This is a genomic window from Methanosarcina baikalica, assembly GCF_031461075.1.
GTDB lineage: Archaea > Halobacteriota > Methanosarcinia > Methanosarcinales > Methanosarcinaceae > Methanosarcina > Methanosarcina baikalica.
This window is the reverse complement of the sequence record NZ_JAVKPK010000066.1, coordinates 1-18987: the sequence shown is the minus strand read 5'-3', so window position 1 is coordinate 18987 and position 18987 is coordinate 1. Positions and strand designations below refer to the sequence as shown.

18 protein-coding genes and 1 pseudogene are annotated in these 18987 nt (G+C 40.9%); 7 read left to right on the top strand and 12 right to left on the bottom strand.

From position 1 onward, the window contains the following. Positions 1 to 900: 900 nt before the first annotated feature. A complete protein-coding gene (gene mtbA, locus RG963_RS13465) occupies positions 901 to 1920 on the bottom strand; it encodes a methylcobamide:CoM methyltransferase MtbA (RefSeq protein ID WP_310576797.1) in 1020 nt (339 codons plus the stop codon). A 611-nt stretch (positions 1921 to 2531) separates the two neighbouring features. On the opposite strand from mtbA, the gene RG963_RS13460 reads away from it, so the two are divergent. The 3 genes from RG963_RS13460 to RG963_RS13450 all read left to right on the top strand — a co-directional run bounded on the left by RG963_RS13460 (position 2532) and on the right by RG963_RS13450 (position 5942). Next, positions 2532 to 3110, top strand: coding sequence for a TetR/AcrR family transcriptional regulator (locus RG963_RS13460; protein ID WP_310576796.1), 579 nt, complete (start codon positions 2532 to 2534; stop codon positions 3108 to 3110). 131 nt (positions 3111 to 3241) lie between these two features. Beyond that, the gene (locus RG963_RS13455) at positions 3242 to 4066 is read left to right on the top strand and encodes a DUF1638 domain-containing protein (RefSeq protein WP_310576795.1); all 825 of its coding nucleotides are present in this window, start codon (positions 3242 to 3244) and stop codon (positions 4064 to 4066) included. Positions 4067 to 4319: 253 nt separating this feature from the next. After that, the gene (locus tag RG963_RS13450; protein WP_310576794.1) at positions 4320 to 5942 is read left to right on the top strand and encodes a methylamine methyltransferase corrinoid protein reductive activase; all 1623 of its coding nucleotides are present in this window, start codon (positions 4320 to 4322) and stop codon (positions 5940 to 5942) included. A 408-nt stretch (positions 5943 to 6350) separates the two neighbouring features. Here the strand turns inward: RG963_RS13450 and pylD are convergent, their stop codons facing one another. From pylD to RG963_RS13405, 9 genes are all read right to left on the bottom strand, one after another. Further along, positions 6351 to 7130 (bottom strand): 3-methylornithyl-N6-L-lysine dehydrogenase PylD, encoded by a 780-nt coding sequence (pylD, locus tag RG963_RS13445; RefSeq protein ID WP_310576793.1) that lies wholly within the window; start codon positions 7128 to 7130, stop codon positions 6351 to 6353. A gap of 53 nt (positions 7131 to 7183) precedes the next feature. Beyond that, positions 7184 to 8275 (bottom strand): 3-methylornithine--L-lysine ligase PylC, encoded by a 1092-nt coding sequence (gene pylC, locus RG963_RS13440; RefSeq protein ID WP_310576792.1) that lies wholly within the window; start codon positions 8273 to 8275, stop codon positions 7184 to 7186. Position 8276: 1 nt separating this feature from the next. Further along, a complete protein-coding gene (pylB, locus tag RG963_RS13435) occupies positions 8277 to 9329 on the bottom strand; it encodes a methylornithine synthase PylB (RefSeq protein WP_310576791.1) in 1053 nt (350 codons plus the stop codon). A gap of 241 nt (positions 9330 to 9570) precedes the next feature. Next, entirely contained in the window at positions 9571 to 10851 is a 1281-nt protein-coding gene (gene pylS / locus RG963_RS13430) for a pyrrolysine--tRNA(Pyl) ligase (protein WP_310576790.1), read from the bottom strand. A 573-nt stretch (positions 10852 to 11424) separates the two neighbouring features. After that, a complete protein-coding gene (locus RG963_RS13425; protein WP_310576789.1) occupies positions 11425 to 12168 on the bottom strand; it encodes a prenyltransferase/squalene oxidase repeat-containing protein in 744 nt (247 codons plus the stop codon). Between the two features lie 126 nt (positions 12169 to 12294). Continuing rightward, the gene (locus RG963_RS13420; RefSeq protein ID WP_310576788.1) at positions 12295 to 12792 is read right to left on the bottom strand and encodes a ferritin; all 498 of its coding nucleotides are present in this window, start codon (positions 12790 to 12792) and stop codon (positions 12295 to 12297) included. 238 nt (positions 12793 to 13030) lie between these two features. Further along, a complete protein-coding gene (locus RG963_RS13415) occupies positions 13031 to 13540 on the bottom strand; it encodes a universal stress protein (RefSeq protein ID WP_310576787.1) in 510 nt (169 codons plus the stop codon). Positions 13541 to 13594: 54 nt separating this feature from the next. Further along, positions 13595 to 13717, bottom strand: a complete 123-nt coding sequence (locus RG963_RS13410; RefSeq protein WP_310576786.1) for a universal stress protein — start codon at positions 13715 to 13717, stop codon at positions 13595 to 13597. A gap of 1 nt (position 13718) precedes the next feature. After that, the gene (locus tag RG963_RS13405; protein ID WP_310576798.1) at positions 13719 to 14015 is read right to left on the bottom strand and encodes a universal stress protein; all 297 of its coding nucleotides are present in this window, start codon (positions 14013 to 14015) and stop codon (positions 13719 to 13721) included. Positions 14016 to 14112: 97 nt separating this feature from the next. On the opposite strand from RG963_RS13405, the gene RG963_RS13400 reads away from it, so the two are divergent. After that, positions 14113 to 14358 carry a hypothetical protein gene (locus tag RG963_RS13400; RefSeq protein ID WP_310576785.1) on the top strand — a complete coding sequence of 82 codons (246 nt, stop codon included), beginning with the start codon at positions 14113 to 14115 and terminating at the stop codon, positions 14356 to 14358. Here RG963_RS13400 and RG963_RS13395 read toward each other — a convergent pair. After that, positions 14332 to 15471 (bottom strand): calcium/sodium antiporter, encoded by a 1140-nt coding sequence (locus RG963_RS13395; protein WP_310576784.1) that lies wholly within the window; start codon positions 15469 to 15471, stop codon positions 14332 to 14334. The genes RG963_RS13400 and RG963_RS13395 overlap by 27 nt on opposite strands. Positions 15472 to 16347: 876 nt before the next feature. Beyond that, positions 16348 to 16842, bottom strand: a complete 495-nt coding sequence (locus RG963_RS13390) for a universal stress protein (RefSeq protein ID WP_310576783.1) — start codon at positions 16840 to 16842, stop codon at positions 16348 to 16350. Between the two features lie 283 nt (positions 16843 to 17125). Between RG963_RS13390 and RG963_RS13385 the strand changes: the two genes are divergently transcribed. From RG963_RS13385 to RG963_RS13375, 3 genes and pseudogenes are all read left to right on the top strand, one after another. Continuing rightward, complete coding sequence (locus RG963_RS13385; protein ID WP_310576782.1) at positions 17126 to 18094, top strand: DUF7490 domain-containing protein; 969 nt, start codon at positions 17126 to 17128, stop codon at positions 18092 to 18094. Further along, positions 18091 to 18348: a hypothetical protein gene (locus RG963_RS13380; RefSeq protein ID WP_310576781.1), complete on the top strand. Its 258-nt coding sequence runs from the start codon at positions 18091 to 18093 to the stop codon at positions 18346 to 18348. The genes RG963_RS13385 and RG963_RS13380 overlap by 4 nt, the downstream gene beginning before the upstream one ends. A gap of 412 nt (positions 18349 to 18760) precedes the next feature. After that, positions 18761 to 18987: pseudogene (locus RG963_RS13375) on the top strand (isoprenylcysteine carboxylmethyltransferase family protein); the annotation flags it as partial.

Here is an 18987-nt window from a genome sequence, read left to right as displayed (position 1 = left end):
CCATTTTTGTAAACCTCCACTGAGACTTGCTGTTCTGTGCAGTATTGTTGGGCGGTACAATGTAGACAAACGACTTCCCGCAAAGGTTTGATTGCTTAAGCATATATACCCAAGCTCCGCTGGCTAAAAAAAGCATCTGCGTGGGGTTCTCATTTCTGGTTCAGATCCCTGCTGCCTTATATCTCAGCCATTAGGCGCGAGGAAATGCCTTTACGGTTTTTCTAATTGTCTATAGCCGAAATTATCCACTACTATTTGCCATTTCTTACCCGAGCAAAGTTCGGGTTTTTGTGAATAATTCCTTCTCTACTTACATTGGTACCGGGGAATTTATTTGCGGGGGACTGCAAATTTGTCTATTTCTCAGTCGAATTAGCAACTCATATCCCAAATTTCCCAACAGTGTGTCTGCTGGAACTGCCTGGAATTGTCCTGAATATTCAGGCTCAATCCTTAACGTAAAGATTGAAAATTATACTATATAAATGAATAGTATATCTGTTTTTTATATATATCACAGGAAATTCTAGATGAAAATTCTTTAGAACTTTAGGGCTAATTATTTAGTTTTTTTTGCCTTTTTTCCTTAAAATCTTATATATGGACATAAAAGCAGCAGGTATAAATGTCGGTGTCTTAAGCTACGACGATTGAATTCAATCAATGGAGTCTCCTACCTAAAACACAAGTACTAACAAAAGATTTAAATGAATATCTTTAAATACCAGATTTTGTTCTGTGTGCCAGAGCAGACTATTTCTCCAGAAAAATAACAAGTCTTCAGGGTAAGAACAACTCCTGTTCAAGGCTGTTTTTTCAGGGAAACTGTATAAAAATAAAGCCGGCTTCAGGGCCGGCACTTTGTTTTTCTTTTTAGTTTGGTTATTCTCAGCACTGTGTTCAGTACTTGTGGTTGATGGCGCATTCGACCATTTTTCGGAGGTTGGCAGTTGGGGTCATGCTGACAATTCCGCAGCCAGCGGTTAGCAGCCCAACGCCTGCGTCGAGTACTTTCTTTGAGGCCTCCTCAACAGTTTCGGGGGTTCCGTTCCAGAGCACAGCTACAGGATCAAGGTTTCCGATAATGATTGCATTTTCTACGTTGCCTGTTGCGGTCTTGATGTCTACCCTCTGGTCTACACTGATCCCGTTTACACCGGTCTTGTCCATAATTCCAAGGCCATTGGTTGTGTTTCCGCAAATGTGAAGAACTGTAGCCACATCGAGTTCCTTCATCGCATCAATGATCTTCTTTTGGTAGGGAAGGGCATACTTCTCGTAGAATTCTCCACCGATTAGCTCATAGCTTGCTGTCGGGTCAATAATGGCTATGGTATCTGCGCCGTTCTCAACCATTGCTTTTGCGTATTTCACATTGAAATCCGCGCAAAAGTCAAGAAGTGCAGGGACAACGTCTTCCCCTGTGAAAAGGTTTCCAAACCAGGCATCTCCGTTAATGTGCTGGGCAAGAGAAAAAGGACCTATCATGGACCCTATAACCGGGAGTTCTTTTCCGTATTTTTCGGAAAGGATCTTGACGGCTTCAAGGACCAATCCAACTCTGCCTTCTTTCAGGTTGTAATCCTTTATCTTGTCCAGGTCTTCCAGGTTTTTGACAACGTGTTTGATTACGGATGGCTGCTGTTTCAGGTCGCCAGCCTTGATTTCGCAGCCGAAGAGTTCAGCCTCAGCTGTGATGTCAAAGGGAACTCTCACGGCTTCAAAGCCAATTACGGTGTGTCCTGCTTCCGCAAGGGTTGCCATTTTTGTTGCGTCTGCATGGGCTTCGGGCCAATAGGCTCCACAAGCTTCCATCTGTTCGACAGTTGCAGTCTGAGTGAAACAAACAGCTGGCATTCTGTCCACCTGCTGTTTCCTTAATGCACGGTATAATCTTTCTTTTGGTGTGTATTCTGTCATCTATAATCCCTCTCTAAGTTATATAGACAGTGCTAATTTCAAAAATCCATAGTATAAATAAATATGTATTATTATTTCTTAATTAAAGATTTTATTATAAATAACTATCACTTAAATTGCCGGGATAAGCTGAAAATTTACTCAAAACAAGTAAATTTGTTTTATCCTCTATATTCAGGCAGAAATGTTTAATATTATGTTGATTTTTATAATGGTTCTTCAAAATACTAATTGATGCAATTGGAAAGGTTATACTTATTTTATTCTTTCTGTTATGAATTTGGAATTCCTTCTTGCTCCAAAACCTATAGCAAGAAAATTGTGGGATATAATAATTCAAAATATTTTTCTGAAATTCGGATAGGCTCTAAGTCCTCGTCTATTCGGATCGTTACTTACTTATATATAAGTAAGTAATTGTTGTAATGATAGATAAACATCAGAAATGAAATTCCAACTATTAAAACGATCTAAAATAAAACCTCAGACCTGTTTTGAGTATATAAAAAGTTTCTATATTCCCAGGAAAATATTTTCCTGAATCGCACGCATAACTAAGTTTTATATGGGTGAGCATTATTTTGTTACTTATTAGCATTATATGTGTTGTTATGAAAGATATGAACCAGACTAATCAACAGATCCTCTATTATGCAAGGAATTTTTTGCAATGTAAGGGTTATAATGGATTTAGCTACAAAGACATTTCTCAGAAACTGGGTATAAAGAATGCAGCAATTCATCACTATTATCCTCAGAAAGAAGATCTGGTTGCAGCTTTGCTCGAAGCCAGCAGAAATAAATTAGCTGCAGATATTGCTCAAATAGTGGAATCCGGAGGCTCAGCCCGTGAGCAGCTTCAATATTATTTCGATTATGCATTGAAAGAGTTTGATGAAGGCAAAAGTATCTGTCCTCCAGGTTCGGTGATCCTGGATTTTGAAGAACTTCCGGAAAAGGTTAAAAAGCAAAATTTGTTGTTGCTGGACAACATCTTGACCTGGATTTCCAGAGTTCTTAACACTGGTGTGGAGCAAGGGGAGTTTAATTTTTCCGATCCTGTAGATGTACGCGCAGAATTAGTAGTTGAAGCCTTAATGGGTGCCAGGCAATTATCCAGCATTAAAGGAAGAAAAACGCTTGTTAGGTCTATTTCTCTAATCAAATCCGATCTAGGATGGAAGGATTAATTTTTTTTTCCGAACCATTACTTACTTATATGTAAGTAAGTATGTTATCTTAATATAATTTATCTTAATATAATCAATTTATTGCTCGAAAGAATTGAGTTTTCTGGCACATAATTCTGAGGAGATCTTTAATGCCCACTATGAGTATTATTTCATGCAAAATAATGCAGGATGAAATCGTTTGGATTCTTGAAAATGACTCTTCTATTGATGAGATCCTTGTAATTGAAAACGAAAATGTCCGGGAATTCGTAGAAAAACTGAATAAAGTAAACATTCAGTATAAAATGCTCCCTCTTGAAAACATCTCCTCACTTTCAAAAATAAACAATGAGTGCAATAAATATACAGTTCTGGTCTACGTGATGGAACTGGGTCTGCATACAAATCCTAAGGAGTTAAAAAAGAAGGTGTATAAGACCGTAGAAATTCTTGCTCCTTTCTCTTCTGGGATTTTACTCTTTTATGGCTTATGTGGAAATGTACTTGGGGATGTTGAAAAATATTTTGAACTTAATTCTCTTCCATGCCCGGTTCGTATTCTTAAAGACAAGAATCACAGAATTGTAGATGACTGCATAGGAGCTACTGTGGGAGGATTCGATAACTATCTAAGGATACTCAAAAGTGTTAGTGATGCCGGAACATATCTTTTCACTCCTATGTATAGCAAGGGTTGGAGAGAATTAATTCAACTGGATAAGCTGCACAGTGACCCCTCTAAAGCATTAAAACTAATGAAAAAGACCCATGAAATGATCGGTTACAAGAGGGTTGCAAAGATTAATACCGGGCTTGAATATACTGAAAATTTCGATGCTTCTATCCGGGAATTTGCAGAATTATTCGATTTCAAAATCCTGGAACTCGATGACGGTAATCAAAAAATTTTTGAAGATTGTTATGAGGAACTTAAAGTGGAAATGGGGGACTGTATGGAAATAATAAGAAAGTAATATTTGAATGCCCAAAAATATGTCTGCAAAAGAGTATCAGATTAAAAAAGTATTTGGGTAATAATGACAGCATCAAGACACTCAACCAGAGTAATAGTTTATATAATTTATAAGTTCTAATTCATAAGTTCTAAAAATATTGCATTCTCCTCCTCTGTCGAATTAGAATTTAACTCTCATATCCCATCCTTTCCGGGGCAGTCTATGGTGCCGGACTCCTCAAAGCGATATAAATTTTCGGAGGATCTAAAAAATGTATGGAATAGCACTTGATCTGGGTACCAGCGGTTTTCGAACCCAGCTTATTGACCTTGAAACGAATGAGACCTTAAAAACAGTCATAACCATGGGCCATCCTCTTCCCGGGGGAAATGTTATGGACCACCTGGACTTTGCAATCACGACAGGTGAGGACGTGGCTCATGCGGTAATTATCGAAACCATCAGGAGAATGTTCCTGAAATTCGATGTTGACCTTTCTAGGGTGGAACGGCTGGCAGTCTGTGGAAATCCGATTCAGCTATCCCTTTTTCAGAATATGGAAATAAGGGACCTGGCTTATGCCGGAGAAAATAAGCAGAAGACGCTTGGAGTCCAGAATGTAAACAGGGATGCCCGTGTGTTTTCTGCTTCAGAGATTTTTGGAGATAAAGACCTGCCTAACTGTGAGGTTATTGTACCTCCTGCAATCAAACATGAGATCGGGGCAGATGCGCTGGCCATGATGCTTGAAACCGATTTCCTTATACAGCCCGAACCTTCGCTTGTTACGGATTACGGGACAAATGCCGAAATGGCCCTGAAAGTCGGAGATAGGATCATCACGGCAAGCGCTGCAGCAGGGCCCGCTATTGAAGGGCAGGGAATAAGTTGCGGAATGCTTGCAAGCCCGGGCGCGATCTGTGATGTGAAACCTGAAGGTAAATACTGGAAAATTATGGTTCTTGATAAGGAGATGGAAAAACAGGACGCTTATTTGATCCATCCGGTTACAGGTGAGATAAAAGAGGCCTATGGATGCGAGGCAGTTGGAATCACCGGAACAGGAGTCATCTCGGCTTTTGCTCTGGCACTGAAAAGCGGGCTGATTGAGAAGTCTCCTAAACTTCCGAATGGAAAGCTGATTCTGGGCCCTGGAATTGAGATCACTGAGAAGGATGTAGAGGAAGCAGGAAAAGCTATTGGGGCAATCCGGGCCGCGCATATGACTCTGATCGTTGAATCCGGGATTAAGTACGAAGAGCTGGAATACGCGTATATGTCAGGGGCTTCCGGAGCTTATGTAGATGCTGAAGATGCCCGCAGACTCGGAGCTACTCCAGGTTATGCAAAAAAAATCGTCCAGTTTGGAAACACATCTCTTGCTCTTGCACGGAAACTCGTGCTGGACAGGTCCAGGCTGGATGACGTGATAAATATTGCAAAAAGAATCACTGCCGATCACCTCATGATGGCGACCAGCGAAACATTTAATCACTTCTACCTCTGCGAACTCTCCTACTGGACCCAGGGCATGCCTCTTGAAATGTATGACCAGATGCTTGAACTCTACGGCCTGCCTCCCTTCCCGAAAACACTGGAACATGCCATCATCGAAAAACGAGTCAGTAAAGACATAGAAAAAGTAGGGTCCGGTGGGCTTTCCATCCTCAAAGAAATAGGCATAATCCTCGAAGTCCCTGTAACAAAATGCATCTACTGCAACAAATGCGTAAAAGAATGCCCTGAAGACGCTCTTGAAATTGTCGAAATAGACGACAGAAGAATCGCAAAATACAACAGCCAAAAATGCCTTGGTACAAGCTGCCGCCGCTGTGTCAGCATATGCCCCGAGAACGCCATCGATATCACAAAACTCAAAATCACAGCTAAATAAATTCTAGTGGGAGTTATATTTCCACCCTTTTTTAACCTTGTTTCAGTATCCTCTTCAAATTGTATGGGTAAAAGTAAATTTCACATATTTGCTGAAAATTTAAGAATTTAATCAAGTCTCAAAAACAGCCTCAATCAATGCATTTAACTTTACAAATGTATAAAAAAATTGTTGCATTTTTTATAGGTTGGAAAATTCTCCCTTGAATTTGAAGAGGATACTTGTTTCACTTTTTCTTCATTCGGCATGCTTGAGAGCAAAGCACGATTCTATGCTACAAATTAGTCCGCTTGAGCGAGCGAAGCGACCGAAACGGACCGCGCATCGTCGAGCCGCAACTCGACCGAAACGGACCGCGCACTGCAGAGCCGCAACTCTGCTGGCGCAACTTTGCTGATTCAACTCTGTTCATAGAACTGAATACAACATTGATGCCGTTCCTATCCCCAGGGGCTCCATTACAAGCTGCACGTTATATTTTTTTCGAAGCTCCTCGGAAATTGCGCAGGGAATTCCAGGAGTGGAAATCACGCAATCCTCCGAAATTATAGCTTCCGGAATCGTATTTGCACATGGAGTCGCCTCGAAAATCATGGAAAACTTTCTGGGGTTAGAGGGGTCGAAAGGGATAACTCCGAGATTGGAGATCGTTTTTTCGAGGAGTGCTTTGTCAGCATCGTATCCGTAAACCCTGAAGCCTTTATGCACAAAATGTGCCGCTCCCGGAAAACCCACCTTCCCGAGCCCTACAACAAGTACGTCCTTTGATTCGGTTTTCAGGTTCCTGGAGATAATTTCAGCGTAGATTATGCCTGTGCAGGGCTGGTTGTTGGCTATTTTCCCATTATTGAGGTTATGGGCAAGGAAAGTATGGTCATCTGCCATAAGTATGATTTCCGCTTCATTCCGCACAGCCTCGTAGTAACCACTTACATCAGGCATGTCCGTAACAAAACTGTCAAACCCGAAATACTGCGTAATTGCATGCAGAGAAGCCGAGAAATTTCCTATAATCCCATTTCCTGAAGTCACAGGCACAATGCCTACCTTTTCAGAGCAGGGAGAGGTACCATAAAGAGCTTTGCAGACTCCTTTTATGTCAAGCCCTGTTACTCTCAGGACTGCAGAATCGGCTTCCTGAAGTTGCCTATTGATGTTTTTCAAATCTTCTGGGGTTAAAAGTGCCATTTTATCTCCATTTCCTGTTTTTGGGAATGCTTTATTCTCTAAATCTTAATCCTTTATACGGTAGCTCCGAAACGGTCCTTAAGAACCGAAAGCCCTTTTAATTTTCTAGCCTCGGTTTCTTCCCTGTTTTCCCCCCAGAAAACCAGGGTAAATACTGGTTTTTCTCCTTTGCAAAGTAAAATTTCAATGCCGGGTTCTTCATAGTATTTCCCGTAATCACTGCCCATGGAAAGTACCTGCTCTCCCACAGGAATAAGGGTCCCGTTTTCTCCAAGCATGAGGTGCTCGTAAATGCAATATTTGTTTTCAGGAAGGGTTTTTATTTCCCCGACGCCGTCGGTGAAGGCGCGAAAAAGGAGTTCTATCAGATTAATCCCTGAAGAGTGATAAACGACTGTTGGGGTCTGGCTCGGAAAACGAGCATCTATTTCGATTACTTTTGGCCCTTTAGGGCTGGAAATCGCTTCTACGTCCATAATCCCTTTTAAGGAAAGATTTGAGGCAAGAGCATGGGATATCTGCCTGAAGGAAGGGTCAAGAGGAAGAGGCGTTACCATATGGCAATCATAAGTTTCGTCTATATGGATCAGGGTTTCTTTTACCACAGCAAAGTGGTTTCCGTCTCCTATGACTTCTAAAGAGATTACTTCTCCTTCTACATATTCCTCAATCAGCAGGCCAGGTTCAAGATTTCTGAGCTCTTCTTCATCATAAATGACCCTGGCTCCTACACTGCTGCTTTCGCATGGGGGTTTTACAAAATAAGGCGGTTCCAGAGGTTTGTCCTGGGGGGCCGGAACCCCTATGGATGCGAAATAATCCTTTGATTTTTTTTTGTCCCTGCTGATCCAGTAAGCTTCAAAATCGAAAAGTACCGGGCAGGAGAATTTGTCTTTTATATTACTCAGAAACTCTATACATTCAAGGTTCTCATTTACAGGAAGTAAGGCATCAATACTTTTTGAGAGCTCAAGGAGCTTTTCAGGTTCTTTTATTACGTCAAAGCAGTGAAATTCATCTGCATAATTCCGAGCAAGGGCCTGCGGATCTTTGTCTACCATAACCACTTTCATTTCGGCTTTTTTAGAAAGATACGCAGCTTCAAAGCCCTGCAGCTTCCCGCCTACAAGACAGATCGTTTTCAATCTAACACCCCAGGACTGCCTCAAATTCAGATTGTTGTGCAGGTTCCATCCCAATGCTTTCAAGCCTCTTTATTACGCTTTTTATGTCTCTGTCCCGCTCTTTAAGATCGCGGTCGTAATTTGCAACGCCTTCCAATCGGGAATCGGGGGGAAGAATAGAGGTAACAATATTTGCTCCGGCGTTTAAGCGGTAAACCATGCCGTCAATGCCCTCGAGATCAAGGGAGGCAGGGATCAGGCATTTCGGGAACATTAACCTGAGAACAGATATGATTTTCAGTTCCGAGAGATTCGACTTTTCCCTGAAACCTTCAAGCGGGGTTCCTTGCTGGGGCAGGAAGGTCATAACTCTGACCATATCAGGGTCGTTTGTTTCCATTCCTCTTAAGGACAGAATGGTAGATTCTATATCGTTTCCGACTCCGGTGAGAATTCCGTCTTCTACGCAGTATCCCTGCTCCTTAGCAAAAAGGCGTGCATTGACACGTCCATTGAAAGACTGTCCAATCCTCAGTTTTCCGTAGAGTTCGATATCATACGTTTCCTGATAAAGGGCGAAGAAGTTTGCTCCTTTTTTCCTGGCTTTGAGAAGAGTTGCTTTATCCATCACGCCTGGAGAGATCATTATCGGAAGCCCAAGTTCCTCTTTTACCATCTGGACAAGCTCAACGAAGCGGTCCGGGTCTTCATAGTAATAGGGGTCTTCCCCCATAGTCAGGTCAATCATATGAAAACCTGCTCCTTTTAAGGCTTTGCAGGTTTCTTTTATCTCTTCTTTGGTCAGGCGGTAGCGGTTTATCTCATTTTTACAGTTATAATAACAAAAAGCACACTGATTTTTACAGTAAGTAGAGAAATAAATGAAACAGTTAAGAAATACCCTGTTGCCGAAATAGTAATTTCTTACCTTTCGCGCTGCGTAATTAAGTTTCTCAAGCTCTTCTTCGGATTCAAGGGAAAGAAGAGCCCTAAGATCATCATCAGATAATTGAAAGCCTTCAATGACTTTTTCCCCTAACCTGTCAAGTCCGTCAAGTGCCATTTTTTGGATCAAAATTTCACCCTCTCATAGATTTCCTGATATTTATTCCAGCCTCATTCGTGCAGAATTGCCATTTTTAATCTTTCTATTCCGTCTGTTTTGCCGTTCTGAGTTTATACCGTCCTTTTTTTGCCATTCTGTTTTTTGCCGTTCTGTTTTTTGCCATTCTGTTTCTTGCCATTCTGTTTCTTGCCATTATAATATCTTTAATGCGTTTTACATACTCCACATTATTCTAAACGGATTTTCCAGCTCAGAGGTTGGTTGAAATCCCGTTATAGTAAGATTCGGACCTTGAAGCTCTCTTGATATTCTTAAAACCGTGCATAACCTTCAGCAGGCGTTCAAGCCCGAAACCTGCGCCTATCCAGGGTTTGTCAATGCCCCATTCCCGGTCCAGGGGTACTGGCCCGACAACTGCCGATGAAAGTTCCAGATCTCCGTGCATTACATCAAGGGTGTCCCCATAGACCATGCAGGAATCTCCTACGATTTCAAAATCGATTTTCATGTAGTCCAGGAACTCCCTGATAAGGGCTTCAAGATTTTCTCGGGTGCAACCCGAACCCATCTGACAGAAATTTAGCATGGTAAATTCTTCCAGGTGTTCTTTGCCGTCAGACTCTTTCCGGTAACAGGGCCCAATTTCAAAGATTTTTATCGGATCAGGCAGAACCCTATTCAGTTTCCGCAGGTAATTATAGAGGTTTGGGGCAAGCATTGGCCTTAAGCAAAAATTCTTATCTACCCTGAAAACCTGCTTTGCAAGCTCTGTATCGCTGTCAATGCCCATTCTCTCGATATATTCTGCCGGAATAAGGATCGGAGACTTGATTTCCAGAAAACCTCTGTCCACGAAAAATTTCGTAATATCGCGTTCAAGTTTTCCAAGATAGTTTTCCCGCTCATCTGTATAGATCCGTTGCAGGTCTTCTTTTCTTCTGGTAAGTAGTTCTGATTCAAGTTTCCTGAAAGGTATTGCCGTATTCAGAGAGATTTCGTCCTTCGGACTTAAGAGTGTCTCAAGCCTATCAACCTGGCTTCGCGTAAGTGCTGGGACAGGTGGTTCTGAAACAGGTGCTGGTGCAGGAGCAGGTGAAGATGCAGCTGATTTTGCAGCCGTAGGTGCGGATGCAGATCTGGATGTGCTAACCAGTGCCTGTGCAGATTCCGGATTTTCTAGAGATTTAGGAGCCCTTGAAACTGATTTTGGCATGGCTTTCCTGACCTTCGGAGCAGAAACTACCTTAACTTTCACGCTGCTTTTGTTTTCGCTTATTTTTGTGAGGAAGTTACTGATGTCCTCATCCGAAATCCTGCAGTGCTTGCAAGTTTTTCTATACTTGTGGTGCCTGAGCGCCCTGGCTGTCCTGCAGCTCCTGGAGTTGTTCACAACAAGTCGGTCTCCACACGCCATTTCGATGTATATTTTCCTCTTTGAGACCTCATGATACTTGATTTTGTGGAGAATGCCGGTCCTGGACATCCAGAGCCCGGTTGCGGATATTAGAATATCTAATGGTTTTTTATCCATAGTGTCACCTCTGGTGAATTAAAAGCCCGGATGATTTCCAAGAAAGAGTATTTCAGAATCCCGGCTTACTGAATATAAGCAAGGAATCAGCAGTTTACTGACAGTTACCCGGAAAATAAAAATAATCCCAAATAATAGAAACAATTTATAGGCCCTGGAAAAACCTTCCAGATTCTATAAAAATTTCAGTGGAATGTTATGTATGCGCCATTCCAGGATTCAGAAATATGGCGGAAACCCCGGGAATCTAACCCGGCTGAACGGATTTAGAGTCCATTCGATCTACATGATCAGGTTTCCTCCTAGGCAAAATAGATTGAACAAAGTGTTTTGTTTCCTGTATAGTTATCTTAATTAGTACTATAAAATAATATTGTTTAATATATATGTTTATTGGTAAAATTTCGACAAAAACTGAATTTTTATTTATATTTATTGGAAGATAGTTCTCTGTAACAGCCGTTTGAAAAAAATAAAAGAAATGAAAGAAATAAAAAAAGAGACAACATAAAAAAGACGAATAAATAAAAGAAACGCCTGAATAAAAAAAATATTTTTCTCTTTTCAGTTTTCTTATTTTTCGTTATAGAGCCCCAGAGTACTCAAAGCCAGAGAGGTAGCATTTATATCATCTTCTTTATTTCCCCAGGCGCCGCTTTTGCGGACATTTTCAAGGAGCCAGTGGACTGAATCTTCAATCTCCTCTTTAAAGCCTGCAAGAATAAGAGCCTGTATTGCCAGGTTGCTTGTGGAAATGTGTTCCCAGCCTCCGTCCTGCCCTTTTTTTGAAAGGATCCATTGGGCTTTTCCCCGGATAAAGGACTCGAAATCTTTGCTTCCTGCCAGATTTTCCTGTTTTTTAAGAGCCATAATGATAAGAGATGTGGTACCAACCTGCTCCCAGGCAGGGCAATAATTTTCATATAACCATTTGCATCCGCCTCTTTCCTGAGTCCCCATATCTGCAAGAGCTCCCACGGCATATGCTGTATCGTAAATGTCCTCGTTCCAGGAATTTTTGTTTTTTCTGGCAAGCAGCCATCGTTCTGATTCCATGAATACAATTCCTTCAGTTGAAAGGGCTGAGCAGGCCCTGGCAGTATCCCTGATTGATGAGTTCCAGGAACCATCTTTTTCCTGTTTTAGAATCAGTCGAGTTATGTATGGATTCGGAAGTCTCCAAAGGGCATGTGCCGATAATGTACTTGAAAGTTCTTTTACGGATTGAATTTGTTGGGTAGAGATCCATTCAAAGCCTTTTTTCACGATATCGAGTTCCTGGTCGCTTAACATTTCACTGTGCTTTTCATATTCCATATATTAAAACCTGACTGATACCTTCCTGAAAGGTTTTTCATCTTCGGTAATTGTTTTTCAGAAAGTTGATGCTTTAATTTACAGCAAATTCTCGACACTGAAGGGCTTCACTTTTTCACGGACAAGTTATTTAGGAGGAAGTCTCTTTGCCAGTTCTGCATCAATTTCTGCCAGGGTATTTTTGTTTTCCTCGAACCCTTTAAGTTTGGCAATAATTTCTTTGTCATTTTCTTCCTCTTCGACCTGCTCTTCAACGTACCACTGGAGGAAATAAGCTGTTTTCTCGTCCTTTTCCACAAGGGAAAGGCCCACCAACTCATAAATTGAGCGGGTGATGAATTGTTCATGCTTCAGGGTCTGCTGGAACATCTTCATCGGCGTTCCAAATTCCATCGGAGGCTCTTTAATTTCCTTTAATCTCACTCTCCCGTCCTGATTATTTATGTAGTCAAAGAGCTTCATTGCATGGATATTTTCTTCTTCTACTTGGACTCTAAACCAGTGAGCAAAGCCTGGAAGCCCTACTGATAAGCTATATGCCGACATGGCAAGATAGAGATAGGACGAGTACATCTCTCTGTTTATCTGTTCATTTAATGCTTCTTCCACCTTTTCGTTCAACATTAATCTCACCCTTATTTTGTTGAATTTTCCACCTGATAACTGTGTTCCGCTATTCTTTTTTCAGGGGCAGGGTGTCCCTGTAGCAGAACAGTGTTTACCGGAATGTTAGCTTCTCTTCCCGATTCCTCTATTTTCGCAACGGCTTCACGTCTCTCTTTTTTATTTTCCAGTCTTAATTGCAGCTCTCTTTATTTCGGATTCCGGTTTTTCATTTCCCCTTTCCGCTTAAGACATTGGCCTAAACTTTTGCATTCCTTTGACTACGGCTGACGAACTTGGGAAATTTAAAAATCTCGCGTACGACAAGTACCGGGATTTTTGAATTCCTTAAGATTTTTTCGGATACGTTTCCAAGCAAGAATCTTTGAACTCCGCTTTTTCCAAGAGAGCCTACGACAATTATGTCAACTTTCTGCTTCTCTGCAAAATTCAAAATTTCTTTAGCCGAATTTCCTTTAAGCAGTATGGATTCAGCTTCCATTCCGGCAGCTCTTGCATTTTTCTCAACATAGGATGTTGCTTCACGACCAGTTTTTTCAAATTGCTCGTACATATCTTTTGTCCACGCTTCATCCATCAGAATTGAGTCAAAAGGAGTTATATCGATGACATATACTGCATAGACCTTTGCCCTACTCAACCCCGCTATTTCTATCCCGAAATCCGCTGCATTTTCAGCAGCTTTTGAGCCGTCTGTAGCGATCAGAATTTTTCTTTGCGGTTTAAATTTTTCGTTACTCTCTTCCATACTTACCCTTCATATTCTGAGTTTATTATCCCATATTCTGGATTTCCATCCTTTTCACGGGTTCCTTGCACGTACGACAAGGACCGGAACTTTTGCGTGCCTGATAATGTTTTCGGATACGCTTCCAAGAAGAAAACGTTCGATATCTGTTTTCCCGAGCGAGCCTACAACAATCATATCAATATCCTTTTTTCTGCAAAATTGAGAATTTCTTCTGCAGGGTCCCTTCAAGAATCAGGGTTTCAACCTCTACCCCTGCATCTTTAGCCGCGGTTTCAACATACGAGAAGGCTTCTCTACCCGGTTCCCTGAGCTGGGCGTACATCGCCTCTTCCCATCCGGGATCCTGTGGCATCGAAGAATAAGCAAAAATATCAATAACATAGACTGCCTGGATTTTCGCCCAGCTGAGACGAGCGAGTTCAATTCCGGCATCTACTGCAAATTTGGAGCTTTCAGAACCATCAGTTGCAATTAAAATTTTTCTAAAGGGCTTACCCTCTATACCCTGATTCCTCGAATTTTATCCCCTATCTGAATATCTATGTATTCATATTAATAATTTTCATCCAATGGTTCTCAACGACAGGTCGAAACGTCTTCGGAAGCAAAAGAACATACACTTCAAAATGTTGTTTTTAATTGGAGGGACGATATCTCCTGGAAAATATCTGAGATCTGCAGTTAAGACGCCTTTAGAGGCAGGTTACTCTTTCCTGAAAAACCCTGTAATCTCAGGTTTGGGGAAGGAAGGAAAACTTTGGGAAAATCTGTTTTATCAGGGCACTGTTTTATCCAAGGCGAAAGATCGTAATTAGGAATCCTGAATAGAGCAGGAAAAGGATCAATCCTTCGAACCTCTTTATCCTCCAGCCTGTTCGGATAAAAAGGAGGAACAGGGCACTTATAATCAGCATGAAGGGTGCTATGAAATATATACTGAGCCCGGTTATAATAAGAGGATTGACAAGTCCTGAGCAGCCCAGAATCAAAAGTATGTTAGTAATGTTTGATCCTATAACGTTTCCAAGAGCAATGCTTGAATAGCCGCTTCGGGCCGCCGAGACGGTTACTATAAGTTCTGGAATTGAAGTCCCGATTGCAACAAGACTTATTCCTATAAGGGTTTCCGGAACTTCTAGAAACAAGGCAAAGAAGATTGCCTCTTCAACAAAATACTTTGCCCCAAAGATGATTGCAACTCCACTCGCAATCAGTTTGAAAAATTCAATTAGAAGGCTACTTTTGTAAAAGTTTTCTGCTTCAATATCCATATAAATTTCTTCATTTTTCGACTCTGTTCTAATTTCCTTTTCAATCTTTTCCCCGGTTTCTTCACTGCTTGTTTTTACAACTTCAGGTACTTCATTTGCTCCTCTGCTCTCCAGGATTCCCGTTTCAATCCTTGCTTTTAAATTGAAGAGATATTCGAATCTAAAAAAATAGCTCAGAAAATCTTTAAAGTACATTTCTTCTTCGTGCTTTCTTACTTTCTCAAGCAGGAATAGAAGATAGGCAAAATACAATAACAGAAAAATAAAGGCTTCTAGCCTCGAGATTTTGAAATCAAGGATAAAGAGAAAAAGGAGAAATGAGGAAAATAACATTATATAGCCATCTCTTCTCAACATCATCTCGTCGGTCTTGACCTGGGATAGGAGGGCAGCAGTACTTGCAATCAGCCCGATGTTGGCAATGTTCGATCCAAGTATGTTGCCTATGATTATTCCACTTGCTTGCTGGAAAGATGCGGTAAGAGCAGATGCCAGCTCAGGCACTGACGTGCCCACGGATACAAGAGACAATCCTATTATGAATTCGGATACTCCAAACCTTTTTGCAATCAAAGATGAGGTCACTACAAAGAGGTCTGCCCCTTTTACGAGTAACGCGAGCCCGCCCACAAATACAAGGATATTAATTAAAAACACGTTGAAATGTAAGTCCGATTTCTATTTAAAGGTAGTTTAAGATGTAAAATTGCTTGAATGTCACTTAATGGACTTAAAATGCCTGTAAGAAAAGAACATTGTGAAGAGTGTCACAATTATCTTCAAGACGGGAATAGTTACAAAAGTTATATGAAAAAATTGCATTATAGATTACATAAAACAGTTCTATGGAGCTGTCTTATTAATAGAGCAGGCTCGCTGCAAAAAATAATAAGAGCATGCATAATAAGGGTTTGTAAGAGAAAAAAACACTTTTTGACCCGAATTTGGCAGAAGAATACATTTTGTAATGTATAAATGGGTTTCAAGCTTCTGTTTTCTTCATCCAATTCAAAGTTCTATCTTGTGCTCTTTGATTTTTGATATTTTTCATTTTTTTCTAAATAAATTGTGTCGATATGATGTGTTTTTGTAATAACATACTGTGTTAATTATGGAAGTATGTCAAATTTGGGACAGGAATAAAACAGTAATCAAAAAAGAAGAAGGGTATAGTGTAAATTTTACAGCAAATTAAGTATGCACCATTTATCCAAAGAACATTTTTAATAAATATATCCGAATATAGGTTACAAGAACATAAAAACACCATCAGTTAGTAACTTAGGTATAATAGGAGAACAACAGGAGATGCAGACAATATTGATGGAATAGACCACATCTCCGGTACTTTTTGCAATTTCAAGCTCCAGGCAAGTTATGATTTTTGAATTTTCAGAACCATCGGTTGAGGACAGGATTTTTTTGTAAGAATCTCTCTATCCTCTTTATTTAATCCATTTTAAGCTAATGCTTTAATTCAACGACCTGACTCTAAACAGAATCAGATTGTTTCATTTATCGATTCAGGAATAATTATGCCTGTATCAACTTTTTCTCACTTTTATGCCGCTCTCGGACAACCAGAACCGGGACTTTTGCGTGGCTTACAACTTTTTCAGATACGCTTCCAAGCACAAAACGCTCATATCCGCCTTTTCCAAGCGACCCTATTATGATCATATCGATATCATTATCTTCTGCAAAATTTATAATCTTTTCAACCGGATGTCCCCTAAGCACCCTGGATTCAACCTCCACTCCAGCAGCTTTTCCAATTTTCTCTACATAAGAAGTTGCTTCATGCCCTGCTCTCTCAAATTCGTCAAGTGTCTCTTTTGACCATATCTTATCCAGCGAAACTGAGCGATAAGGTGTTGTATCAATAACATATATGGCATATATTTTTGCCCCACAACACCCAACCATTTCCATCCCGAAAGCCGCTGCTTCGTTTGCTGTCTCTGAGCCGTCGGTAGCGATCAATATTCGTCTCTGCAGTTTAGATTCAGTATCAATGCATCCTTCCATAATTACCCCTCATATTCTGGATTTATTCTCCCTAAATTCCGGATTTTCATCCTTTCACAGGCTGTTTGTTTTTCTGGCATTTTCAGAGCCACAGGTCGCGATGAGGATCTTTCTATAAAGTTTGCTCTTCATGCGCTGACCACCTCATTTTACTCCCTATCTGAATATCGATGTGTTCATATTAATAATTTTCACCCAATAATTCTCCAAGGAAAGAAAGATGCGTCCATGAAGGCAAAGAACATATACTTTCAGATATTATTGTCAAAGAGGAGGACGAATCTTGAAAAAACTGGGAATTAAGCCAGTTCAAATCTTATTTTTAATGTTTTTTATTATTTCCTTTGCTTTCGGAAGCGGCTGCGTCCGGAGTTTTGAAGAAGAGAGCTACTACAATATCCGAGATATGGATATCTCGGCAGACCGTATAGGAACTGCTTTCGTGGATCTCAATGTCACAACATACATTGAAAAAAACGCAGGAAACACAGCAAAAAATACGTCTCTTCTCCTTAAAGCGTATAGCAGGGAAAGCGGGCTGCTTGAAGTACAGGAAGAGATAAAACTGGGGGTGCTGAAAGAAGGAGAGACAAAATTAGTAAGTCAGACCCTGAGCCTCCCGAAAACCGGGGGATATGATCTCCGTTCTATCCTGTTTGAGGAAAGTGCCCAGAAAAGTAATGGGGAAATCAAAATCTATAATCTGGCTGCTCTGCCTGCCGATGTACAGGATATAGGGCTTGAGATTTCCGAAATGGACTTCAGAGTAAAAGAAGTCGAAAACGGCAGGGTGCTTGTTGAAAACGATATATATTTGACAAATGAAGGCAGGGAAACCAGCAAGGACTTCAGCATGCTTGTCAAAGTTAGGGAAATGGATGCGGGACTCCTTGCGGATAAAGTCTGGGCCCGGACAGGAGAAATCAGGCCCGAGACAACAGTTATCCGGAGCGTTAACCTGACAATGCCCGACCAGTACAATTACATTGTCGAAGTTCTGATCTGGAACAATGATACAGTAGTCAAGCGCGGGCAGGGTTATATCCAGCTCAGCCCCATAATTGAAATTAAAGACAGAAATACTACTGAAGCTCGGGAGATCCAGACAAGCGAATTCGAAAACGTTGAGGATGATGGAATGGTCCCGGAAGAGGGAGCTACAAAAGGAGAAAGTGCAACACCAGGGTTCAGCGTGTTATTGTCTGTAGTCCTGCTCTGTTCGGCAACAGTTTTCAGGAGGCGGTTTGGGTGAGTGAAGCAGCTGATATGAGACCAGAAACAAAAGGGGAAAAACTGTCCGATATGGGGGAGAACTTTAAAAAAGGAGTTTTCCTCATTGCCATGCTGCTATCGCTTGTGGCTACTTTCCAGCTCTATTTTTCCATAGAGCGGATAATCGAAATATGGTTCGAGTACCAGTATACCCCTATTTTCAGGGCTGTTTATAACTTCATTGTCTTGATTGTAAGCCTGTATATCATCAGGCTCTACATAATAAAACGTTGAAAGACTCAGCGAAAGTGTAACGGAAATATGAGATCGATTCGAGAAATATACTCGCCGGGCTTTAGAATGTAGAACTTTTTGTCCTGAAATTAAATTCAGTGCAGACAGCAGTTCCGAAAAATAAATGTCAGAGAGCATAATTGCAAAATGGCTTGAGGTATCGTTAATAAGCCAGGAGTTTAAATGGCAAAAATCGCAAAAGCGTTTTACTTTTAAGTAACGGAATTAATAAAATGAATGCTATTGATAAAAGCAGTTACCATCTAAAAATAAAAACTCTGTTTGGCTTCATTCAGCTTATTGTCATGTTGGGGCTATTCCTTTTTGCCCCTACCCGGTCATTTAATTTCTGGCAAGCATGGGTTTATTTGATTCTTTTTGTTGTATCAACAGCGATGATTACTATTTATCTGTGGAAAAAAACCCGAAACTTTTGGAACGCAGGGTTAAGGCGGGACCTGAAGCTGAGAAAGAGAAGACTCAGAAGATCATACAACTGTTTGCTGCCATATGTTTTTTTGCCATTATTGCCCTTCCGGCACTTGACCATCGTTTCGGGTGGTCGAATGTTCCGCTCTTTATTGTTATTGTGGGAGATATTCTTGTATCTGTGGGGTTTTTCTCATTTTTCTCGTTTTA